General features: G+C 74.1%; 16 protein-coding genes and 1 tRNA gene. 10 read left to right on the forward strand and 7 right to left on the reverse strand.

The window, feature by feature from the left end; all coding sequences use genetic code 11:
• The 3 genes from glmU to EQG70_RS12815 form a co-directional block, all read right to left on the reverse strand.
• Positions 1 to 1,497: a bifunctional UDP-N-acetylglucosamine diphosphorylase/glucosamine-1-phosphate N-acetyltransferase GlmU gene (glmU, locus tag EQG70_RS12805; protein WP_232035354.1), complete on the reverse strand. Its 1,497-nt coding sequence runs from the start codon at positions 1,495 to 1,497 to the stop codon at positions 1 to 3.
• 232 nt (positions 1,498 to 1,729) lie between these two features.
• Positions 1,730 to 1,802, reverse strand: a tRNA-Gln gene (locus EQG70_RS12810).
• A gap of 62 nt (positions 1,803 to 1,864) precedes the next feature.
• On the reverse strand, positions 1,865 to 2,632 hold the full coding sequence (locus EQG70_RS12815) for a hypothetical protein (protein WP_126346491.1): 768 nt from the start codon (positions 2,630 to 2,632) through the stop codon (positions 1,865 to 1,867).
• A 352-nt stretch (positions 2,633 to 2,984) separates the two neighbouring features.
• On the opposite strand from EQG70_RS12815, the gene EQG70_RS12820 reads away from it, so the two are divergent.
• Together EQG70_RS12820 and EQG70_RS12825 are read left to right on the forward strand one after the other, a co-directional pair.
• Positions 2,985 to 4,829 (forward strand): ABC-F family ATP-binding cassette domain-containing protein, encoded by a 1,845-nt coding sequence (locus EQG70_RS12820; RefSeq protein ID WP_109269269.1) that lies wholly within the window; start codon positions 2,985 to 2,987, stop codon positions 4,827 to 4,829.
• Between the two features lie 4 nt (positions 4,830 to 4,833).
• Positions 4,834 to 6,072, forward strand: a complete 1,239-nt coding sequence (locus tag EQG70_RS12825; RefSeq protein WP_109269270.1) for a phosphotransferase — start codon at positions 4,834 to 4,836, stop codon at positions 6,070 to 6,072.
• 93 nt (positions 6,073 to 6,165) lie between these two features.
• Here EQG70_RS12825 and EQG70_RS12830 read toward each other — a convergent pair whose 3' ends face one another.
• Both EQG70_RS12830 and EQG70_RS12835 read right to left on the reverse strand, forming a co-directional pair.
• Complete coding sequence (locus EQG70_RS12830; RefSeq protein WP_109269271.1) at positions 6,166 to 6,939, reverse strand: matrixin family metalloprotease; 774 nt, start codon at positions 6,937 to 6,939, stop codon at positions 6,166 to 6,168.
• A gap of 147 nt (positions 6,940 to 7,086) precedes the next feature.
• Complete coding sequence (locus EQG70_RS12835; RefSeq protein ID WP_167508903.1) at positions 7,087 to 8,358, reverse strand: ScyD/ScyE family protein; 1,272 nt, start codon at positions 8,356 to 8,358, stop codon at positions 7,087 to 7,089.
• 191 nt (positions 8,359 to 8,549) lie between these two features.
• Between EQG70_RS12835 and EQG70_RS12840 the strand changes: the two genes are divergently transcribed.
• Positions 8,550 to 10,196: a polymer-forming cytoskeletal protein gene (locus EQG70_RS12840; RefSeq protein WP_109269273.1), complete on the forward strand. Its 1,647-nt coding sequence runs from the start codon at positions 8,550 to 8,552 to the stop codon at positions 10,194 to 10,196.
• Positions 10,197 to 10,199: 3 nt separating this feature from the next.
• On the opposite strand, the gene EQG70_RS12845 is transcribed toward EQG70_RS12840, so the two are convergent.
• Together EQG70_RS12845 and EQG70_RS12850 are read right to left on the reverse strand one after the other, a co-directional pair.
• Complete coding sequence (locus tag EQG70_RS12845) at positions 10,200 to 10,646, reverse strand: FAD synthase family protein (protein ID WP_109269274.1); 447 nt, start codon at positions 10,644 to 10,646, stop codon at positions 10,200 to 10,202.
• Positions 10,647 to 10,813: 167 nt separating this feature from the next.
• The gene (locus tag EQG70_RS12850) at positions 10,814 to 11,932 is read right to left on the reverse strand and encodes an acyltransferase family protein (protein WP_167508904.1); all 1,119 of its coding nucleotides are present in this window, start codon (positions 11,930 to 11,932) and stop codon (positions 10,814 to 10,816) included.
• Positions 11,933 to 12,329: 397 nt separating this feature from the next.
• Here EQG70_RS12850 and EQG70_RS12855 point away from each other — a divergent pair, with 397 nt between their 5' ends.
• Genes EQG70_RS12855 through EQG70_RS12880 form a run of 7 tightly spaced genes read left to right on the forward strand, consistent with a single transcriptional unit; the run spans position 12,330 to position 21,760 of the window.
• Positions 12,330 to 13,043 (forward strand): hypothetical protein, encoded by a 714-nt coding sequence (locus tag EQG70_RS12855; protein WP_138976482.1) that lies wholly within the window; start codon positions 12,330 to 12,332, stop codon positions 13,041 to 13,043.
• A gap of 33 nt (positions 13,044 to 13,076) precedes the next feature.
• Positions 13,077 to 17,171 (forward strand): fibrinogen-like YCDxxxxGGGW domain-containing protein, encoded by a 4,095-nt coding sequence (locus EQG70_RS12860; RefSeq protein WP_109269276.1) that lies wholly within the window; start codon positions 13,077 to 13,079, stop codon positions 17,169 to 17,171.
• The gene (locus EQG70_RS18565; protein ID WP_244296561.1) at positions 17,171 to 17,680 is read left to right on the forward strand and encodes a CDP-alcohol phosphatidyltransferase family protein; all 510 of its coding nucleotides are present in this window, start codon (positions 17,171 to 17,173) and stop codon (positions 17,678 to 17,680) included. Before EQG70_RS12860 ends, EQG70_RS18565 begins: the two co-directional genes overlap by 1 nt.
• The gene (locus tag EQG70_RS18570; RefSeq protein WP_244296563.1) at positions 17,677 to 17,988 is read left to right on the forward strand and encodes a hypothetical protein; all 312 of its coding nucleotides are present in this window, start codon (positions 17,677 to 17,679) and stop codon (positions 17,986 to 17,988) included. The genes EQG70_RS18565 and EQG70_RS18570 overlap by 4 nt, the downstream gene beginning before the upstream one ends.
• Positions 17,978 to 18,955, forward strand: a complete 978-nt coding sequence (locus tag EQG70_RS12870) for a glycosyltransferase family 2 protein (RefSeq protein WP_052132920.1) — start codon at positions 17,978 to 17,980, stop codon at positions 18,953 to 18,955. Before EQG70_RS18570 ends, EQG70_RS12870 begins: the two co-directional genes overlap by 11 nt.
• A 7-nt stretch (positions 18,956 to 18,962) precedes the next feature.
• Complete coding sequence (locus tag EQG70_RS12875) at positions 18,963 to 20,237, forward strand: O-antigen ligase family protein (RefSeq protein ID WP_017832379.1); 1,275 nt, start codon at positions 18,963 to 18,965, stop codon at positions 20,235 to 20,237.
• On the forward strand, positions 20,234 to 21,760 hold the full coding sequence (locus EQG70_RS12880) for a lipopolysaccharide biosynthesis protein (protein ID WP_109222788.1): 1,527 nt from the start codon (positions 20,234 to 20,236) through the stop codon (positions 21,758 to 21,760). The genes EQG70_RS12875 and EQG70_RS12880 overlap by 4 nt, the downstream gene beginning before the upstream one ends.
• The last annotated feature ends 109 nt before the right edge of the window (positions 21,761 to 21,869 follow it).

Consider the following 21,869-nt stretch of genomic DNA (forward strand, 5'->3'; position numbering starts at 1 on the left):
CTACTCGCTTTCCTCGGTGGTGTCCCCGGTCGCGCCGTGCGCCGTGGTGCCGGCGCCGGTCCCTGCCGTGGAGTGCTCGGTGGTCCCGGACGGAACGGTCCCGGCCGCGGTCGCGGCGCCGTTGCCCAGGGCCCGGGACGCGGCCTCGGCCGCAGCGGTGCCGGGACGGTGCTCCACGACCCAGTTCTCGACGACCCGCTGCGCGCCCTCGGTGAGGGCCAGGGCCCCCGGCGGCACGTCCTTGCGGATCGTAGTGCCCGCCCCGGAGTAGGCGCCGTCCCCGACCTGCACGGGCGCCACGTACATGTTGTCGGAGCCCATCCGGACGTGGTCGCCGATCACGGTGCGGTGCTTGCGCACGCCGTCGTAGTTGACGAACACGGAGGCCGCCCCGATGTTGGAGTGCTCGCCGATCGTGGCGTCCCCCACGTAGGACAGGTGCGGGACCTTCGAGCCGGTGCCGATCCGGGAGTTCTTGGTCTCCACGAACGTGCCGATCTTGCCCTCGTCCGCGAGCACCGTGCCGGGGCGCAGGTAGGCGAACGGGCCCACGCTCGCCCGGGGGCCGATCACGGAGCCGGAGCCGTGCGTGCGCACCACGTGGGCGCCCGGGCCGACCTCCACGTCCGTGAGGGTGGTGTCCGGGCCGACGACGGCGTCCTCGCCCACCCGCGTGCCCCCGTGCAGCTGGGTGCCCGGCAGGATCGTGGCGTCCGCGGCGATCCGCACCTGCACGTCGATCCAGGTGCTGGCGGGGTCCACGACCGTCACGCCGTTGCGCATGTGCGCCTCGAGGATCCGGCGGTTGAGGTGGGCGCCGAGCTGGGCGAGCTGCACGCGGTCGTTGGCGCCCTCGACCTCCCAGCGGTCCTCGATCTTCAGCGCGTCCACCGCGTGGCCGGCCTCGCGGGCCAGAAGCGGGACGTCGGTCAGGTACATCTCGCCCTGCGCGTTGTCCGAGGTGACCTTCGCGAGGCTGTCGCGCAGCACGTCGGCGTCGAAGGCGAAGATGCCGGAGTTGATCTCGGCGACCGCGAGCTCGGCCTCGGTGGCGTCCTTGGCCTCCTTGATCTCGCGGAACGAGCCGTCGGCGTCCCGCAGGATCCGGCCGTAGCCGCCGGGCTGCTCGTGGTCCGCGGTCAGCACGGTCACCGCGTTGCGGCGCTCCTCGTGGTGGGCGACCAGCCGCTGCAGGACCTCCGGGGTCAGCAGCGGGACGTCGCCGTAGGTGACCACCACGGTGCCGGCCAGCCGCTCCTGGGCGTCGAGCGTCTCCACCGCCACCTGGACGGCGCGGCCCGTGCCGGGCACCTCGTCCTGGTCCACGACGATCGCCTCGGGGTCCTGCTCGAGGACGTGCGGGGCCACCAGGTCCCGTTCGAAGCGCACCACGGCGGCCAGCCGCCGCGGGTGCAGGCTCCGGGCGGCCACCAGGCAGTGCCCGACCATGGAACGACCCCCGATCCGGTGCAGGATCTTGGGGGTCTTGGACTTCATGCGTGTGCCCTTGCCGGCGGCCAGGACGATGACGGCGGCGGGCCCGGCGGCCGCCCCCGGACGATGTGCAGGGGTCTGGGGGGTGCTCACGGCGGGATGCAGCTCCTCGGTCGTCGATCTGAGAGAGGAGGCGGTGGGCTCACCGGCTCCGGCTCTGTTCCGTCTCACTAGCTTGTGGGCTCTTCGGCTCTGGCGATCTCGAGCTTTCGGGCTCTCCGGCGGGATGCGGACGTTCCGCCTCTAGGACTCGAACCTAGACTCCACGGCTCCAAAGGCCGGGGTGCTGCCGATTACACCAAGGCGGAGCACCGCCGTGGAACGGCAGTGGTGCACGCAGTGCACAGGCAGTCACCCTACCACTCGGGGGTCAGGCCCCCGCCGCTCCCGGGCGCCCCAGGATCACGATGATCCGGGCCGCGGCGGCGGCCTCCCGCAGCTCCGGGACGGCGGCGAACAGGTCCTCCACGGTGTCCTCGTCCACCCCGCAGACGATCAGCGGTGCACGGTCCAGCAGGGGCCGCATCCGCTCGAACGCGGCGGCCGGGCCCTCCCCCGCCGCGGAGGACGCGGCCACGTTCCAGGCCACCGACGCCACGTAGTGCGGGTCCACGTCCAGGGTCCCCGCCTCCCGGGCGCGCTCCAGGAACTGGACCAGCTCCACCTCGTCCGCGGTGGCGCCCTCCGTCTCGAGGAGCAGGTGCACCTGGTGGGCCGAGGCCGCCTCGTCGAGGGCGGCCAGCATCGAGAAGATCCGCTCCTCGCTGCGCCCCCGCCCGCCCATCCCGGCCCGGGGCACCACGAGGTACTCGGCGCCCACGCCGGCGGCCAGCGAGAGGTGGTCGTCCAGGACCGCGATGACGCCCTCGTCCGGGATGTCCTCGTCGATCGAGATGTCCGCCCGCATCATCAGCGGGTCGGCGCCGGCTCCGCGCAGCGCCTCCCCGACCTGCCGCTGCGGCACCGAGCCGAGGTGGCGCCCGACCAGCTGGCCGGGGCCCGCCGGGATCTCCACGGGTCCGGGGTGCTCCGTCACGGCACGGACGGCGTTCTCCAGGTCCGTGATCCCGTCCAGCCTGGTGCCCAGCGGACGGGTGCTCGGGGACGCGGAGGATCGCTCCGTCGGATTCTGCTCCATGCACTCCATGCTCTCACCCGAGCTTGAGCCGCCGCTGAGAAATTCCTGTCCGCACATGTGCCTCCTCCGCCCCCCCCTTCCCGCACCCCCCATTCCGCCGAGCCCCCCATATCCGCACCTCCATTCCGTCGAGTCCCCCATGTCCTCGCAATTCCCCATGGTCTAGCGGGGGGATTTGCGACGCGATGGGGGACTCGACACGACGAGGGGCCAACCACTGGGGGCTCGACGCGGCGAGGGGCCCATCACTGGGGAGTCGACGCGGCGAGGGGCCCCACCCTTGGGGGCTCGGTCGCCCAGGGGCCCAGAGAGTGGGGACTCGGCGGGGCGGGGGCGCGAGTACCCTTGACGGGTGGCACATCTACTCGGCGGCGAGAACCTGCACCTGGAATTCCCCACCAAGACGGTCTTCGACGCCGTCAGTCTCGGCATCGACGAGGGCGACCGGATCGGCATCGTGGGCCGCAACGGCGACGGCAAGTCCACGCTCATGAAGCTGCTCGCCGGACGGCTGAAGCCGGACGGGGGCCGCGTGACCGTGCGCTCGGGCGTGCGCGTGGGCATGCTCGACCAGCCCGACGTGCTGGACCCGGAGCTGACCGTGGGGCACGCCGTCGTCGGGGACCGCGAGGAGCACGAGTGGGCCGGGGACGCGAAGGTGCGGGACGTGGTCTCGGGGCTGGTCAAGGACCTGGACTGGGACGCGAAGCTCGGCGAGCTCTCCGGCGGGCAGAAGCGCCGCGTGGCGCTCGCCGCGCTGCTGGCCGGCGACTGGGACGTCATCTTCCTGGACGAGCCCACCAACCACCTGGACGTGGACGGCATCACCTGGCTGGCCCGCCACCTGGACAACCGCTGGCCGAAGAACCAGGGCGGCCTGGCCGTGGTCACCCACGACCGGTGGTTCCTGGACGCCGTGTGCACCGACACCTGGGAGGTGCACGACCGGATGGTGGAGCCATTCGAGGGCGGCTACGCGGCGTACGTCCTGCAGCGCGTGGAGCGGGACCGGCAGGCCTCCACCATCGAGTCGAAGCGGCAGAACCTCATGAAGAAGGAGCTGGCGTGGCTGCGCCGCGGCGCGCCCGCCCGCACGGCCAAGCCGAAGTTCCGGATCGAGGCCGCGAACCAGCTGATCAACGACGTCCCGCCGCCGCGCGACACCGTGGCCCTGTCCCAGCTGGCGGTCTCCCGGCTGGGCAAGGACGTGGTGGACCTCGAGAAGGTCTCCGTCTCCTACCCCACCGAGGACGACGGACCGCGGGAGGTGCTCCGGGACGTCACGTGGCTGATCGCCCCCGGTGAGCGCACCGGCATCCTGGGCGTCAACGGCGCGGGCAAGTCCACGCTCCTGGGCCTGGTCACCGGCGAGGTGCAGCCCACGAGCGGGCGGGTCAAGCGCGGGAAGACCGTGAAGATCGCGACCCTCACCCAGCAGCTGTCCGAGCTGGAGGACGTGGCCGAGGACCGGGTCTCGGACGTGGTCGCCTCCAAGCGCACCACCTACCTGGCCGACGGCAAGGAGATGACGCCGGGCCAGCTGCTGGAGCGGCTCGGCTTCACCAACGAGCAGCTCGCCACCCCGGTCAAGGACCTCTCCGGCGGGCAGAAGCGGCGGCTGCAGCTGCTGATGATCCTGCTCGACGAGCCGAACGTGCTGATCCTCGACGAGCCGTCCAACGACCTCGACACCGACATGCTCACCGCGATGGAGGACCTGCTCGACACCTGGCCGGGCACACTGCTGGTGGTGTCCCACGACCGCTATCTCCTGGAGCGGGTCACCGACCAGCAGTACGCCGTGATCGACGGCCGCTTCCGGCACCTGCCCCGGGGCGTGGAGCAGTACCTGGAGCTCGCCTCCCAGTCCCGCACCGGCACGGCCGCCGGCTCCGCGAACGCCTCGAACCCGCTGGCGGCCACGGGGGCGGCGTCCTCGAACGGGACGACGACGGCGCAGGGCGGGCCCAAGCTCTCCGGTGCGCAGGCCCGCACCGCGCAGAAGGAGGTGGGTGCGATCGAGCGGAAGCTGGAGAAGCTGTCCGCCAGGGTCGACGCCCTGCACGCCGAGATGGCGGCGCACGACCAGTCCGACTACACCGGCCTGGGCGAGATCACCGCCCGGCTGACCGCGGTCCAGGACGAGATCGAGGAGCTCGAGATGCGCTGGCTCGAGCTGTCCGAGGACCTGGTCTAGCCCCGTGTCGGGCCCGGAGCAGGAGGCCGTGGCCCTGCTCTCGGGCACCGGGATGGGCCCGGTCCTGGCGGCGGCGCTGAGCCCGGCCGGGCTGTCCGTGCAGCGCTGGACCCGGCGGCGCGTTCACCACCGGCCGGGCGCCGGGGTCACCGCGGTCTTCGACGTCGTGGCCCTGGCCGGGGCACGGCGGACCGCCGAGGTGGTGTGCGTGAGCACCGCCTCCCCGCCCGCCGGCACGTCCCCGCCCGCCGGCACGTCCCCGGACCTGGTGCGGACCCGGCACGAGGGCGTGGACCTCGTGGCGTGGCGGCACCCGCAGGACCCGTGGCTGCCCGGGCTCGCCTGGGCGTCCTCCCCCGAGGCCGTGGGGCGGGAGGTCTTCTGCTCCGCCGAGCCCGCGGAGCTCACCGAGGTCTCCTACCGGCCCACCCGGCGGGCGGTGCTGCGGGCGGCCCACGGGTCCCGGGTGCGCTACCTCAAGGTGCTGCGGCGGGACCGGGCCGCGGCGCTGCACGCCCGGCACCGGATGCTGCTCGAGGCCGGGCTGCCCGTGCCGGCGCCCGTGGAGGACCCGGTGCGGGACGTGGTGGTGCTCCGGCAGCTGCCCGGCACCCCGCTGGCCGCGTCCGTGCGCCAGGACGGCGCCGCTGCGATGCACCCCGAGCACGTGCTGGCGCTGCTCGACGCCCTGCCCGCCGCCGCGCTGGAGCTCCCCGCCCGCGCCTCCTGGACGGACCGGGTCCTGGACTACGGGCACGCGGCCGCGGTGGCCCTGCCGGAGGAGCGCGGACGGATCGAACGGCTCGCCGCGGCGATCGACGAGGCCCGCCGGGCCACGGACCCCGGCCCGGTGGTGCCCGTGCACGGGGACCTCTACGAGGCGAACCTGCTCGTCGGCCCGGCCGCAGGCGGGACGTTCGGCCCGGTGACCGGGGTGCTCGACGTCGACGCCGTGGGCCCCGGCCACCGGGTGGACGACCTCGCCTGCCTGGTGGCCCACCTGGCGGTCCTGCCCACGGTCCACGACAGCTACGGGCACGCGCCGGTCGCCGCGCGGCGCCTGCTCGCCGGCTTCGACGCGGCCGTGGACCCGGCCGCGCTGCGGGTGCGCTGCGCCGGGGTGGCCCTGTCCCTGGTGGCCGGCGCCCGCCGCTCGGGCGGCCCGCCGGACCGGGCCCGGCGCCGGCTGGAGATCGCGGAGGAGTTCCTCGGCGCGCGGCGGTTCTCGGGCGCGGACGGCTGACACGGGACGGATGACTGACACGGTGCCAGGAAGCACCGGCGCGCGGCCGTTCCGGGCCCCGCGGACCGGGCTCGCGGCGGGCGCCGGTCCTGGTCAGTACCGGGGGGAGCGGGCGTCCGTCCGGGCCGTGACCGGCAGCGCCCCGGCGGCCTCCGCGACCGGTGACCCGGAGGCGCTGTAGGGCCGCACGAACCGGACCGGGGTGCCGTTGATGTCGGTGAGGTGGCCGGCCCAGGCCAACCGGTAGAGCTCCCGCAGGTCACCGAGGTCCTCGTCCGTGAGCTTGCTCATCGGCCCGTAGTTCATGATCGAGAACGGGCTGTGCGTCCCGAAGACCTCCGAGGGCCACGGCTTCTCGAAGTTCGCCGCGAAGAAGTGCCGCAGCCCGAAGACGTGGCCGAACTCGTGGATCATCGTCTCGATCTGCTCCTCGTGGGACTGCTCGAACATCGTGGGGTAGACGGTCAGCTCGTGCCGGCCCCCGTCCGGGAAGAACGCGCTGGCCAGGACGCAGCCCTCCGGGGTGCAGTCCGCGGCGTTGCGCAGCACCACCTCGAAGTCCCACAGGTCGGGGTCGTGGGTGAACCGGACCGGTGCGGCCGAGCTCCACCGCACCAGGGCCTCGCTCATGAGCCCGCCGACGATCGACCGGCTCTCCTGCGGGTCGGGGGCGAGCGCGAAGCTGCGCTCCTGGAAGCGCCACTTCAGCATCGACCCCGGCTGCCACAGGGGGATGAACCCCTCGGTGGCGTCGACCACGATCCTGCTCGGGGGCCGCCCTCCCGGCGTGGCGTGCCCCCTCCCCTCGGTGGCGCAGACGAACCCCTCCGCGATGAGGTGGACCAGGTCTTCGGTCGTCGGTGCCATGGCTCTTCCTCGCCTCGAACGTCGTTCCCGGGTGGTCCTGCGTGCCTCCGGCCCCCGGAGGCCGGTCGGTGCGGTCCGGCGGCGGTCCGGCGGCGGTGGCGGGCCGGCGCCGCGCCACCGCCGTCGTCGTTCCTCCGGCGCCGGGGCCTACTCCCTGGTGTCCTCCAGGCGGTAGGCGTCCGAGAAGTCCAGCTCCCAGACCGCTCCGCCGCCGACGGCGCCGAACGGGTTCTGGGGGCCCTCCGCGATCCCCTCGGCCGGAGCCACGCTGTTGACCGAGGCGTAGACCTGGCCGTGCCGCCCGGTCGCCAGACCGGCCGGCAGGGGCACGTCGATCGCGTACCGTGCCGCGTCCTCGTGGTGCCGGTGCAGGACCACCACCTGGCCGGGGACCTGCCCCGGGCTCGGCGGCGCCTCCGCCGCCGGGGTCTCCCCCGGAGGCATGGGCGGCGTGGGCCCGAACAGCTGCGAGACGTACAGGTGGCCGCGGTCCACCGCCACGCCGGTGACCGCGGTGAAGCCGTCCCAGCGGCCGAGCGCGGTGCCGTCCGCGGAGAACTGCACGACCGCGCCCTCCCCCGGACGGACCGATCCCAGCCCGCCCACGTAGACGTTGCCGTGCTCGTCGGCGGTGAGGGACGTGGGCACGAACTCGGCCGGGCCCTCCGGGTCGTCCGTGCCGTCGGGCAGGGCGGTGGTCGGCCAGGTGGCCCACGCGGTGATCTCGTACTCCGGCGGCGCGTCCTCCGTGGCGGTGGAGAAGTCCGGCTCCACCTTCCACACGGTGTTCGCGCCGGCGTCGGCCACGAGCGCGTAGCCGTCCGGCGAGACCTCGTCGTCCTCGTCCACGTACAGGACCGCGTACGGGTTGGAGTCGATCTGCGCGCCGTCCGGGTTGAGCTCCTCCTCGGCCGCCTGCAGATCGGCGTACGCGAGCAGGTATTCCTCCCCGTTCTCCTCGGTGCCCGCCACGAGCATCGACGCGCCGCGCGCCTCGAACACCGACAGGTCGAGCCGCTCGGGGTCGTAGCCCGCGACGATGTACTGACCGTCCACGTCCGTGGCGTCCGCGCCGCCGGGCCCCTCCGCGAAGGACGCGTCCGGCGCCGCCACGGACAGCAGGCCCTCGACCACGGTCGACACCGCGGGCGCGTCCCGGTGCGGATCCTCGATCAGGGTGACGGCGCCGGTCGGCCCCGCGCACCGCTCGGCGACGCAGTCCGGGCCGCCGCGGCCGGCCTCGACCACCACCAGGTTCCCGTCCTGGTCCCAGTTCAGCTGCCGCGGGTTGTCCAGGCCCTCCGCGACCACGCGCGGCCCGTCCGGCCGGTCGTCCCCGTGCGCGAACGCCGCCGGCACCGGCCCCGCCAGCACCACCACCGCCGTGACCACGCCTGCTCCGAGTCCCTGTCCTGTCATGACCCACCCCCGGTCGGATCCACCCGCGCGCCCGCCACGCGACAGCCCCAGGCTAGGACCGCGATCCCGCTCCCACGGGGAACGGTCCGCAACCGTGACCACCTCTTCACCTACGCACGGGTACATGGCGGACCGCCGTCACACTGGGCCGCGTCTTGACTCCGTCCCTGCCCGGGCGTGGACTCGGGACCATGGAGACCCTGCCGGTGCCCCGCACCTCGCCCGTCCCGTTCCTCCGCCGCCTGCCGATCCTGCTGACCTTCCTGACCCTGCTGGCCACCGCGCTCGCGGGCCTCCTGCTCACCGCCCCCGCCGCGGGGGCCGCCGAGATCCGCGGCGAGGAGAACGTGGTGGTGGCGGCCGACGAGGTCGTGGACGACGACCTGTACGTGACCGGCGGGGACGTGGTGGTCGACGGCACCGTGCGCGGCGACCTGCTGGTGGCCGCCGGGACGGTGACGATCAACGGCACGGTCGAGGGGGACCTGATGGCCGCGGCCCAGACCGTGGTGATCGAGGGCACCGTGGGCGACGACGCCCGCGTGGCCGGCCAGGTGCTCCGCCTCGGCGAGCAGGCCCGGGTGGCCGACGACCTGGTCACGGCCGGCTACAGCCTGGAGGCCCGCCCCGGCGCCGAGATCGGCGGGGACGTCCTGCTCGGCGCGTACCAGGCCCTGCTGGCCGGCACGGTCGAGGGCGAGGTGACCGCCGGGGCCGCCGCGCTCGCCCTGGCCGGTGCGATCGGCGGGGACGTGCAGGCGGACGTGGGTTCCGCAGACGAGGTGGGGGCCGTCTGGGCGCCCACCACCGGGGTGGCCGTGCCGCGGGTGGAGCCCGGGCTGACCCTGACCGACGAGGCCCGCCTGGACGGGAGCCTGTCCTACCGGTCCGGGACGGAGGCCGCGATCGCCCCGGGCGCCGAGATCGCCGGGGAGGTCGTCTACGAGCAGGTCGTGGTCGAGGAGGAGCCGGCCGGGCCCGCCGGGCCGCTCGCGCTGCTGCTCGCCGGGCTGCGCCTGTTCGTAACCCTGTTCCTGGTCGGGCTGCTCGCCCTGTGGCTGCTGCCCCGGGCCGTGACCGGGGCGGCGCGCACGCTCCGGGCCCGGCCCTGGCTCAGCCTCGGCTGGGGCGCGCTGACGATCGCGGGGACGGCCGTGGCCGTGCTCGCCGTGCTCGTCGTGTCGATCCTGCTGGCCGTCGCCCTGGGCTGGATGACCCTCGCCGGGCTGGCCGCCGCGGTCGTGACCACGGCCGTGGTGCTGGACCTCGTGCTGGTCCTGGGCCTGGTGCTCGCCGTAGCCCTGCTGGCCCCGGTCGTAGTGGGCTTCACCGCGGGCGGGCTCCTGCTCCGGGACAAGGCACCGGCGAGCTTCGGCAAACGGGTGCTCGCCCTGGCCCTCGGCCTCCTGGTCTACGTGCTGCTGCGGGCCGTGCCCTTCCTGGGTCCCGTCGTCGGCCTGCTCGTGGCGCTGCTCGGCCTCGGCGCCCTCGTGGTGTGGGCCTGGGACGCCGCCCGCCGCTCCCGCGCGCGCCGGCGCGCGGACCAGGGCCGGGACCACGGACTCGACCGCGGCCGGAGCGGCGACGCCGGGTCGTGGCCCGGCGGCCCCCAGCACGCCGATCCCCGGCACGACGGTCCGCAGTCCCCCGGTGCGTGGCGGGACGGCTCCCAGCGGGACGGCTCCCCGTCCGCCGGTTCGTGGCAGGACGGCCCCGGCCGCACCGGTTCCGAGCAGGCCGGTCCCGGGCACGCGCCGCCGGGACCGCCGGAACAGCACCGGCCGCCGTGGGCCGGCGAGCGCCCGGGGCGGCAGCTCCCCCCGGAGCCGCCGCGCTGAGCCTCAGCCCACCGGGAGCGAGAGCACCTCGAGGGCGGCCCGCAGCTTCGTGGAGGACGTGTGGACCGTGTACGGGAAGTACACGACCTCCACGCCCACCGCCGCGAACTCCCGCTCGAGCCGCTCCCCCTTCGGGGTGCCGCGCCAGTCGTCGCCCTTGAAGAACACGTCGAAGCGCAGCTGCCGCCAGGTGTCCAGCTTGTCCAGCAGCACCTCGGCGTGGATCTGGTCCACGTAGCGGATGTGCTCGACGATCTCCATCCGCTCGCGCAGGGAGACCACGGGCCGGTGGCCCTTGGTGATCTCGATCAGGTCGTCCGAGACGACCCCGGCGATCAGGTGGTCGCAGTGCATCCTGGCCTGGCGCAGGATGTTCAGGTGCCCCACGTGGAACAGGTCGAACGCCCCGGCCGCGTACCCCACGCGCGGTGCGTGCTTGTCGGTGCTCATGTCAGTCATTCCCCCCTCGGGATCCTGCCGGGGCCTCCTCAGCCCCGGCCCGGTGGACCGCCCGGACTGCGCCGGAGGTCCCTCTCGGTCTGCTCGCCGCGAGCACCTCGGGTGCGCGGCGGAAATCTGTGGGCCCGCCCGCCCGCAGCGGACGGGCAGGTGTCGGTCTAGCCGGACGTCTGCCCGGCGGGCACCGGGGCGGCGGCCGCCGCGGGGCGGCGAGCGGCGCGGCGGCGGTGGTGCCAGCGGGCCACGGGCTCCTCCACGCACCACCAGCAGGCGATGCCGGCCGCCGTGCCGACCAGCACGCGCAGGGCCACCCCGGCCGGCCCCGGCAGCTCCCCGAACACCGCGCTCAGCGCGTGCCCGGCGCCCAGGTGGAGCAGATAGATGCTGTAGCTTGCCAGCCCCAGCAGCTGGATCGGCTTCCACCGCATCCCCGCCAGGACCCGGATCCCGATCCGGCCGGTGGGCCCGTGCAGGCCCCAGAGCACCACCAGGCAGGCCGCCACCGCCTGGGCCGTGTAGCGGACAGTCTCGCGGAAGAGCTCGTCCCGGATCAGCAGCGAGGCCAGGTAGAGCAGCACCGCCAGCACCAGGACCCAGTCCCGGCCCCACCACGCGGGGGCGTTAGCAACGGGCTCCCCGGGCGCACGCTCCCCGGTGGCACGGGCGTACCAGACGGCGGCGAGCACCCCGATCGCGATGGCCTCGAGCCGGGTGTCCGTGCCGAAGTAGATCCGGTCCGCACTCGCCCCGCCCAGGTGCAGGGCCACCCGCGCGCCCGCCGAGGCGAGCGCGGCGGTCCCCGCCAGCACCGCCAGCGCGGTGGCCGGGCGGCGCCGGCCCACGAGCAGCAGCCAGATCAGCGCGAACGCCACGTAGAACTGCTCCTCGATGGACAGGCTCCACACCACGATCGAGCCGGGCAGGACGTCCACCTGGGAGTCGGTGTAGCGCCAGTTGAAGAAGAAGAAGACCTGCCCCAGGAAGTCCCCGAGGCTCACCGGCCGCACCAGCCACGCGTACAGGGCGGTGGGCAGCACCAGGGCCACCAGCAGCGGCGGGGCCAGCTTCAGGGCCCGCCGGCGGTAGAACCCCGCGATGTCGAAGCCCCCGGTGCGCCGGTGCTCCTTGAGCACCAGGTGCGTGATGATGAACCCGGAGATGACGAAGAAGATCGTCACCCCGCTGCCCCCCGGCACCACCTCGAGCCCCGCGTGCGCGAGCACCACGAGCATCACCGCGGCGGCCCGCATCGCGTCGAGGTGCGCGAACTGCCGCACGGGCAGCTGCGCCCTCGGACGCCGGCGCGCCCCTGCCGGAACCGGTCCTGATGTCTCCCCCGCCACAACGTCTCCCTGCGTTCGCCGGACGCCGCGCTCCCCCGAGCCGCGGCCGTCCCGTGCTGCGTCCGGACCCCCGTTTGCTCGAGGGAATTCCGGTGATCGCCTCACCCTACTGCGGAGAAACCCGCGTTTGCATCTGATAATCCGGGTCACAAAAGGGGACATCGGATTCCGTTCCCGATCGTTAACGCCGGGGTTAGACTCCATGCGATCCAATGAATCCGGGCGGGGGGTCGTCCGGAACGCCGCGGGGGTCCCTCGACCCACAACCTGCGGCGGATCACCGCGGCGCCGGCCACTCGGCGCCGGAAGTTCAGATCTGGGGGGAGCTGACATGATCCTTGACCTGTCGTGCACATCGAGCACTCGAGGTCCCACTGCCCGAACAGCCCGCACGGTGCTGGGCGGGCTCCTGCTCGCCGGCGTCCTGACCGGCTGCGGCACCGCCGGCGCCACGGACGACCCGGCGGCCGACGCCCTCGAGGCGTCCACCGTGGTGGAGCTGGAGACGCCGCAGGAGGTCCGCGCCAAGGACCTGCCCTCGGCGGCGCCCGTGGCCGCGGACGCGCCCGAGGTCGAGCAGATCGAGGCGGTGCTCGAGGCCCAGGAGGCCTTCGTCCCGTCCGACCGCCCGGCCCCGGCGGACCCCGCCAACCCGGAGTCCTCCGCCGAGCTCGGCGGCGCGAACGATCCCGCCGAGCTGGACCCGGCCGCCGTCGCGGCGGCCGAGGAGAACGCCGCCGGCGCCGCCCTCCAGGAGGTCCTCGCGTCCCTGGCCGAGTTCGAGCACCAGGGCTGGGAGCAGCGCGGAGCGCCCGTCGTCGTCGGCGATCCCGTCTCCGCCCCGCTGCCCACGGACGACGGCGAGGCCGTGCGCGTCACCGTCTGCCTGGACTCCTCCGAGGTCACCGTCGTGGACCGCGACGGCGTGGTCGTCAGCGGCAAGCAGAAGGACCGCAGGGTCCTGCACAACTACGACCTCTTCCGCCAACCGGGCCAGTCCTGGCAAGTCGTCCAGCACGGCTTCCCCGACGACCCGACCTGCTGATCCGTCCGCACGAACCTGTTGAGGAACCACACCATGGGAAACACGAACACCCCGCCCCGGGCGGACAGGAGCCGGCGCCGTGCGCGCACGGCCCGCACCAAGGCGTCCCTGGGCATCGGCACCGTGCTGGCCGTCGCAGCGACGCTGCTGACCTCCGTCCCGGTGGGCGCAGCCGAGGCGCCGCCGGTGGACGGCAAGTCCGCGGCCTCGGCCGCGGCGTCCTGCTGGGAGATCAAGCAGAAGGACCCGAAGTCCGCCTCCGGCGTCTACTGGCTGGTCACCCCGGCCATGACCGCGCCCGAGCAGTTCTACTGCGACCAGGTGACCGACGGCGGCGGCTGGGTCCTCGTGGGCCGCGGCCGCAACGACTGGAAGGAGTACTACCAGGGCGTGGGCACGCCCAAGGACGTCTCCTCCACGGTCTCGGGCACCGCGGCCTTCGCGCCCAAGCAGCTGCCCTCCGAGACGGTCGACGAGCTCCTGAACGGGCAGCGGCCCGACTCCCTCGAGGACGGCATCCGGATCCGCCGGGCCCGTGACGCCGGGGGCACCACCTGGCAGGAGGGGCGGATGAAGATCTCCGCCAAGCCGTACTGGAACTGGACGTTCGGCTCCCGCACCCCGGTCACCTCCTTCTCCCTGGTCTACGGCACCGGGGTGGCCTCCGGGACCACCGGCACCACCAACGACTTCGGCACGAACACCGGCACCGCCCGCGTGCGCTTCCAGGACGTCACCGAGACCAGCTGGCAGCGCGGCTTCCGCTACGGCGACGGCGTGACCGGCAGCAACACCAGCACCACCTACCTGTGGACGCCCACCGCCGGCGGGAAGGGTGCCATCCCCTTCACCCAGATGTACCTGCGGCCCAAGGTCACCCAGCAGGCCTTCACCGGCAAGGCGATCCCGGACTCCGGCACCGCCGCGGCCGCCCAGCGGGCCCTGCCCAACAGCGGCGCCGAGCCCACGAAGTGGGGTGCCGTGGAGCGCGCCGACGGACAGGGTGAGGAGATGAACACGGAGGTGCAGGCCTTCGAGCAGATCGGGAGCACGGTCTTCGCCGGCGGCAACTTCAAGGCGATGCAGCGCAACGCGGCCGGCACCGGGCGCGTTGCCCAGTCCTACCTGGCGGCCTTCGACGTCAACACCGGCGAGCTGCGCACCGACTTCCGCCCGGTCTTCAACGGCCAGGTGAAGGCCCTCGCCGAGCTGCCGAACAACCGGCTGGCCGTGGGCGGGCGCTTCAGCACGGTCAACGGCGTGAGCGCCCCCGGCTTCGTGGTGCTCGACTCCACGACCGGCAAGGTCGACACCGCCTGGAACCTCAAGGTGGAGAACCTGCTGACCGGCGGCGTCCTGCAGGTCCGGACGCTGGACGTGCAGGGCGACCACCTGTACCTCGGCGGGGCCTTCACCCACCTCAGCGGCGGGCAGGAGACCGGGCGTGTCTACGCCCGGTCCGGCGCCCGCGTGAAGATCTCCACGCGCACCCCGGACGCCGGCTGGAACCCGGAGTTCAACGGCACCGTGACGAGCGTGGACGCCTCCGCGAAGGGCGACCGGCTCTACGCGGCCGGGTACTTCAACCAGTCCCAGGGCGCCTCGGCGTTCCGCCTGGCAGCGGTGCGCACCACCGCCGGCGCCCCGCTGGACACCTGGACGTGGGAGCCGTCCGTGCCCGTGGACTACGCCAACCCCGGCCAGACGGCCTTCCAGCTCGCCGTGCGCGAGCAGGGGAACACCGTCTGGGCCGGCGGCGCCGAGCACTCGATGTTCGGCTACGACCGCTCCACCTTCCAGCGCACCTCCTGGGGCATCACCTCCCTGGGCGGTGACATCCAGGCGATCACCTCCACCGACGACACCGTCTACGGCGCCTGCCACTGCTTCCACTGGTTCAACGCCGGCGCCACCAAGTGGATCAAGGCCGGGGGCAACACCCAGCCCGTGACCGTGGCCGACCGAATCAACGCGATCGGCGCGTGGGACGCCGCCGGCGGCAAGTACCTGCCCGGCTTCAACCCGGACATCAAGGGCTTCGGCGGCTGGGGCGTGTGGGCCACCCTCGTGGACAGCAACGGAGTCCTGTGGACCGGCGGCGACATCAACCGCAGCGTCTCCACCTCCGGCTCCGCGCAGTGGTCGGGCGGCTTCCTCCGCTTCGCCCCGCGGGACGCCAAGGCCCCGGCCGCGCCCACGGGCCTGAAGGTCGCCCGGGACGGCGACTCCGCCGCCCTCTCCTGGACGGCGGCCCCCGAGTCCGGCGTGACCTACCAGGTGCTGCGCAACGACCGGCCCATCGGCACCGCCACGGGCACCAGCCTGAAGGTCCCGCACGTGGACGCCGCCCGGTACGCGGTGCGCGCGGCGGACGCCGCGGGCAACGTCTCCGCCTCCACCCCGGTGGTGGTGGCCGGCTCGCAGCCTGCCCCGGAGCCGCAGCCCGAGCCCGCGCCCGGCACGAGCACCCTGATCGCCGAGGGCGCCACGTGGAAGTACCACCACAACCGCGACGTCTCGCCCGGGGCGAACTGGACGGCCGCCGACTACGACGACTCCTCCTGGAAGCAGGGCTCGGCCGTGCTCGGCTGGAACGACGCCTCGGTGAAGACCACGCTCGTGGCCGACGGCACCCGCCCGATCGTCACCCAGTTCCGCAAGACCGTGGACGTGGCCGACGCCTCCAAGGTGGCCAAGCTGACCCTCACCACCCGCGCCGACGACGGTGTGGTCGTCTTCGTCAACGGCAAGGAAGTGGTCCGCTCCAACGTCGCCGAGGGCTCGCTCGAGGACACGCCGTGGGCGCTGTCCGCGCGCCGGACTGCCACCGCGGTGGCCGAGCCGGTCGTGGTCGAGGTGCCCGGATCGGCGCTGAAGACCGGCAAGAACGTGATCTCCGCCCAGATGCACTCCAGCTGGACGAACACTACCGACGCCACCTTCGACCTCTCCGCGGTGGTCACCGCCGGCACGCAGCCGGCGCCCCCGGCGGAGGAGGAGCCGCCGGCCGAGGAGCCGCCCGCGGAGGAGCCCCCGGCCGACGAGCCGGCCGGTCCCAACACGCTGGTCGCCGAGGGCGCCACGTGGAAGTACCACCACGACCGCGCCAACCCGCCGGCCGGCGACTGGGCCGGCACCGGCTTCGACGACGCCGCGTGGAAGCAGGGCTCGGCCGTGCTCGGCTGGGGCGACGCCTCGGTGAAGACCACGCTCGTGGCCGACGGCACCCGCCCGCTCACCACCTACTACCGCAAGGAGGTGGACGTGGCGGACGCCTCCGAGGTGGCGAAGCTGACCCTCACCACCCGCGCCGACGACGCCGTGGCGGTCTACGTCAACGGCAAGGAGGTCGCCCGGGACAACCTGCCCGACGGCGACCTCGGCCCCGGCACCTACGCGACGGCCCCGCGCCGGACGGCCACCGCGGTGGCCGACCCGGTCGTGGTCGAGGTGCCCGGATCGGCGCTGAAGACCGGCAAGAACGTGATCGCCGCCGAGGTGCACTCCAACTGGACGAACACCACCGACGCGACCTTCGAGCTCTCCGCGGTCGTCACCCCCGGCACGCAGCCGGCGCCGCCGGCGGAGGAGTCCCCGGCCGAGGAGCCGGACGCGCTGGTCGCCGAGGGCGCCACCTGGCGGTACCACCACGACCGGGCGAACCCTCCGGCCGGCGACTGGGCCGGCACGGCGTTCGACGACGCCGCGTGGAAGCAGGGCTCGGCCGTGCTCGGCTGGGGCGACGCCTCGGTGCGGACCACGCTCGTGGCCGACGGCACCCGCCCGCTGACCACGTACTACCGCCGGTCCCTGGACGTGGCCGACGTCTCCAAGTACGGGAAGCTCACGCTCACCACCCGGGCCGACGACGCCGTGGCGGTCTACGTCAACGGCAAGGAGGTCGTCCGGGACAACCTGCCGGACGGCGACCTGGGCCCCGGGACCTACGCGCTGGCGCCGCGCCGGACGGCCACCGCGATGGCCGCCCCGGTCGTGGTCGAGATCCCCGCGTCGGCGCTGCGCAACGGCAAGAACGTGATCGCCGCCGAGGTGCACTCCAACTGGACGAACACCACCGACACGACCTTCGACCTCGAGCTCGTGCCCAGCACGGAGGCGAACGCCTGATGAGCACCACCGACACCGCCGCCCCGCGGCACCGTCCGAGCTACGAGGAGGCCCTGGCCGGGCTGCGCGCGGCGCAGAAGCCCGGCCAGGGGGTCCCGGCGTACACCCGGTGGGTGAACCGCCCGCTGGCCCGCTACGCCGCCGCGCGGGCCGCCGCGGCGGGGCTGACCCCCAACGGGGTGACCGCCCTCAGCGCGGTCCTCTCCGCGGCGGGGCTGGTCGTGCTCGTGGCGGCCCCGCCCACCCCGGCCACGGGCGTCGTCGTCGCCCTGCTCCTCGCCGCCGGCTACGTCCTGGACTCCGCCGACGGGCAGGTGGCCCGGCTCACCGGCACCGGCTCGCCGGCCGGGGAGTGGCTCGACCACGTGGTCGACTCGATCCGGACCCCCGCGCTGCACCTGGCCGTGGCGGCCGCCGCCCTGCTGCACCCCGGCCCGAGGCGTTCCCGGCAGCGGCCCTCGCGGTGCTCGCCGCGCTGTTCGTGCTCGTGGAGGTCGGCCAGTTCATGAGCCAGATCCTCGCCGAGCAGCTGCGGCGCAAGGGCGGGATCGCCGGGCCGCCCGCGGGCGGGACGCTGCGCTCCTTCCTCAACCTGCCCACCGACGCGGGGGTCACCTGCTGGATCTTCCTCCTCTGGGGGCTCCCCGCGCTCTTCCTGCCCGCCTACGCGATCCTGCTGGCCGCCCTCGCGGCGATCAGCGCGGTCTCCATGCGGCGCAAGTACCTGGGGCTGACCGCACGGCCCGCCGCCACCGACCCGGACGCCGACGCCGTCGGCGCCCTCCCGACCGACAGGAGCACCCGCCATGTCCGCTGACGTCCTCGCCCCGGCCCCGGCCACGACCGCCGCCACCGCCGCAGGCTTCCGCACCGCCCACCCGTCCGTGTCCGTCCTGATCGCCACCGCCGGGCGGCCCGAGATGCTCCGCGAGGCGGTCCGCGCGATCGTCGAGCAGGACTACGCCGGCCCGCTCCAGGTCGTCGTGGTCTTCGACCGGATCGAGGTCGACCCGCTCACGGACGTGGAGGTCCCGGCCGGCGTGGAGCTGCGCACCGTGCCCAACACCCGGTCCCCGGGCCTGGTGGGCGCCCGCAACACGGGCATCCACGCGGCCACCGGGGAGATCATCGCCTTCTGCGACGACGACGACGTGTGGGTCCCGCGCAAGCTCACCCGGCAGGTGGCGCACTGGCACCGGCACCCGGAGGCCTCCGCGATCGCCGGCGCGATCGACATCGTCTCCCACGAGCGCACCATCCGGCGCGTCCCGCAGGCCGTGGCCACCTTCCCGGAGCTGCTGGCCGACCGGATGATGGAGATCCACCCCTCGGCGCTGATCTGCCGCCGCGCCGACCTGTACGGGCCCGTGGGCCTCGTCGACGAGGACCTGCCGTCCTCCTACGGCGAGGACTACGACCTGCTGCTGCGCCTGGCCCGGCACGCCCCGGTGCACTCCGTGCCCGAGACCGTGCTGACCGTGCGCTGGGACCGGCCCTCCTTCTTCCGCCAGCAGTGGGGGGACATGGCGGACGCCCTGACCTACATGCTGCGCAAGTTCCCCGAGTTCGAGACCTCCGACCAGGGCACGGCCCTGATGGCCGGCCAGGTCGCGTTCGCCCACGCCGCCCGCGGCGACCGCCGGGAGGCGGTCCGGTGGGCGCGGGCGGCGCTGCGCCGGAACCGCGGCCAGCTGCGGGCGTGGGGCGCCCTGGCCGTGGCGACCGGCGCGGTCAGCGCCGAGCGGCTGCAGAACGCCGTGTCCTTCTTCGGCAGAGGGGTGTGAGGCGGCCGTGGCGCTCCTGAGCCCCTCGGTGGTGCGGCCGGCCCCGGTCCGCCGCACCACCGGCGTCCTGCCCGCCTGGCCGCTGCTGGTCCTGTTCTGGGGGCTGCCGCTGATCTGGGCCTCCGGCGCCCTGCAGTTCGCCCCGGCGCTGCTCGCCGTGGTCATGCTCTTCCTGCTCGTGCTCCACCGCTCGGTGACGGTCCCGTGGCCGGCCTGGCTGCTGGTGGTGTTCCTGCTGTGGATGGCGGCGAGCTCGGTGCAGATCGAGGGGTTCGGCTCCTGGATGGGCTTCGCGCTGCGCTGGGTCAACATCTGCGCCGCGCTGATCTACTTCGTCTACTACTGGAACGCCCGGGAGACCCTGGACCACCGGCGGTTCCTGCGGGCCGCCGTGGTCGCGTGGGCCACGCTCGTGGGACTGGGCCTGCTGACGTTCGTGATCCCCGAGGCGCGGCTGACCACGCCGATCGGCCTGCTGCTGCCGGAGGGCATCACCTCCAACGCGCTGGTGCAGAACTTCTTCTTCCCGCCCCTGGCGGAGGTCCAGCTCCCCTGGGGCGCGCCCGAGCCGTACAACCGGCCGGCCGCACCGTTCCCGTACACCAACGGGTGGGGCTCCGGGTTCGTGCTCCTCACGCCCCTGGTCCTCGCCTACCTCACCACCGTCCGCTTCCGCGCCCGGCACCTGCTGATCGTGGCCGGGCTGGTGGCCTCGCTCGCCCCGGCCGTGGCGACCACCAACCGGGGCATGTTCCTCGGCATCGCGGTGGCGCTGGGCTACGTCATGGTCCGGATGGTCCTGCGGGGCCGGATCGGGGTGGCCCTGGCCGGGGTCGCCGGCACGGCCGCCGTCGGCGGGTGGCTCGTGGCCAGCGGCGCCGTCGAACGGATCCTGGGCCGCCAGGAGTACAGCGACAGCACGGGCACCCGCTCCGACCTGTACCGGGACACGTTCCTGGCCACCCTGGACTCCCCGCTGCTCGGCTACGGGGCGCCGCTGTACGACGAGACCGTCGGCATCGAGATGGGCACCCAGGGCTACGTCTGGACCCTCATGTTCTGCTACGGGCTCGTGGGCCTGGGCCTGTTCGTGGCCTACCTGCACGGGACCACGCTGCTGACGCTGAAGGTCCGCACCACCACCGGGCTGCTCGTGCACTCCGCGCCCGTGGCCGCGTGCCTGTTCTTCACCTACTACGGCCTCGACGCGGTGCAGTTCATCCTGATCAGCCTGAGCCTGGCCGTGCTGCTGCGCTCCCGGCGCTACGGGGAGGGGCTGTGAGCGCGCAGCCGCTGGCGCGCTCGGGCTCGCTGACCTTCGCCTTCGTGGTCACCGGCGCGGGCCTCGCCTTCGCCGCCACGCTGGTGGTCTCCAACGCCTCGGGCGCGGCGGCGGCCGGTCAGTTCTTCCAGGTGGTGGCCGTGCTGGCGATCGCCACCACCCTGTCCACCTTCGGCGCCGACACCGGGCTGGTGCGGGCGGTCCCCGCCCTCACCGCCCGGGGCCAGGGCGCCGCGGTGGCCGGGGTGCTGCGGATCGCGGCCCGGCCGGTGCTCGTGCTCGCCGCGGGCGTCGCCGCCACCGCGGCCGTGCTCACGCTCGTGCCCGGGGCCCTGCCCGACGGCGTGGGCCCCGCCGTGCTGCTCGCCGCACCCTTCCTCGTGCTGGGCGCCGTGCTCAACCTCGCCTTCGGCGCACTGCGCGGGCTGCACCGGGTGCCGACCTTCTCCTTCCTGCAGAACGTGGTGCTGCCCTCGCTGCGGGTGCTCGGCGTCCTCGCCGTCGTCGTCGCCGGCGGCGGGCTGCTCGCCCTCACGGCGGCGTGGACGGCACCGGTCGCCGTGGTCGCCGTGCTCGCCCTCCTGCTGCTGCGCCGCTGTCTCCGGGACCTGCGCGACCGGCCCGGGGCCGCTCCCCCGCCGGAGCCGGACCAGCAGCGGCGGGCGTTCTGGTCCTTCTCCTCCGCCCGCGGCGTGACCGCCTTCGTCGAGGCGCTGCTCGAGTGGCTCGACGTGCTGCTCGTGGCCGCGTTCCTGGGCCCCGCCGCGGCGGGCGTCTACGGCGTGGTCAACCGGTGCATCCGGGTGGGCGCCATGCTCGACCACACCGCGCGCATGGTCACCGGCCCGTCCATCAGCGCCGCGCTGGCGGTCGACGACCTCGCCACCGCCCGCTCCGTGTTCACCCGCACCACCGCCGTGCTCGTGGCCGGCGCCTGGCCCTTCTACCTCACCCTGCTGCTGTTCGGGCCGGTGGTCCTGTCCTTCTTCGGCGAGGGCTTCGAGTCCGGCTACCCCGCGATGCTCGTCATCGCCACCGCCATGCTCCTGGCCGTCTCGGCCGGCGGCGTGCAGTCCCTGCTGCTGATGGCCGGGCGCAGCCGGTGGCAGCTGATGAACAAGTCCGCGGCCCTGGCCGTGGCCGTGGCCCTGAACCTGTGGCTGATCCCGCAGTGGGGCCTCGTGGGAGCCGCCACGGCGTGGGCGGCGTCGGTGCTCACCGACACGGGGCTGGCCCTGTTCCAGTCCGTGCGGCTGCTCGGCATCGCCCCGCGCTGGTCCGTGGTCGGCGCCATCGCCGCGGCCGCGGCCGTGCTCACGGGCGGGGGCGGGCTGGCCGTCCGCGCCCTGCTCGGCACCACCACCACCGGCCTGCTCGTCCACCTCGCGCTGACCGGCCTGCTCGTGGCCGGCGCCGGGGCGGTCCTCGTGCTCCGCGGCCGCGCCGCCGTCCGGGGGACGGACGCCGAGGCGTGTGGTCCGAAGAGACCACGGGATCACCGGGTCCTGCTGTGGTCCCGATGAGTTTGCATCTGTAACATTTCAATCGATCGACATCGGAATCAGGACGCGGCCGGCCGGGCTGGACCCGGCAGCGCTTCCCGGGGCCGGGGTCGGCGATCCGCCGGGGGGC

The sequence above is a fragment of the Kocuria rosea genome (assembly GCF_006094695.1).
Lineage (GTDB): Bacteria > Actinomycetota > Actinomycetes > Actinomycetales > Micrococcaceae > Kocuria > Kocuria rosea.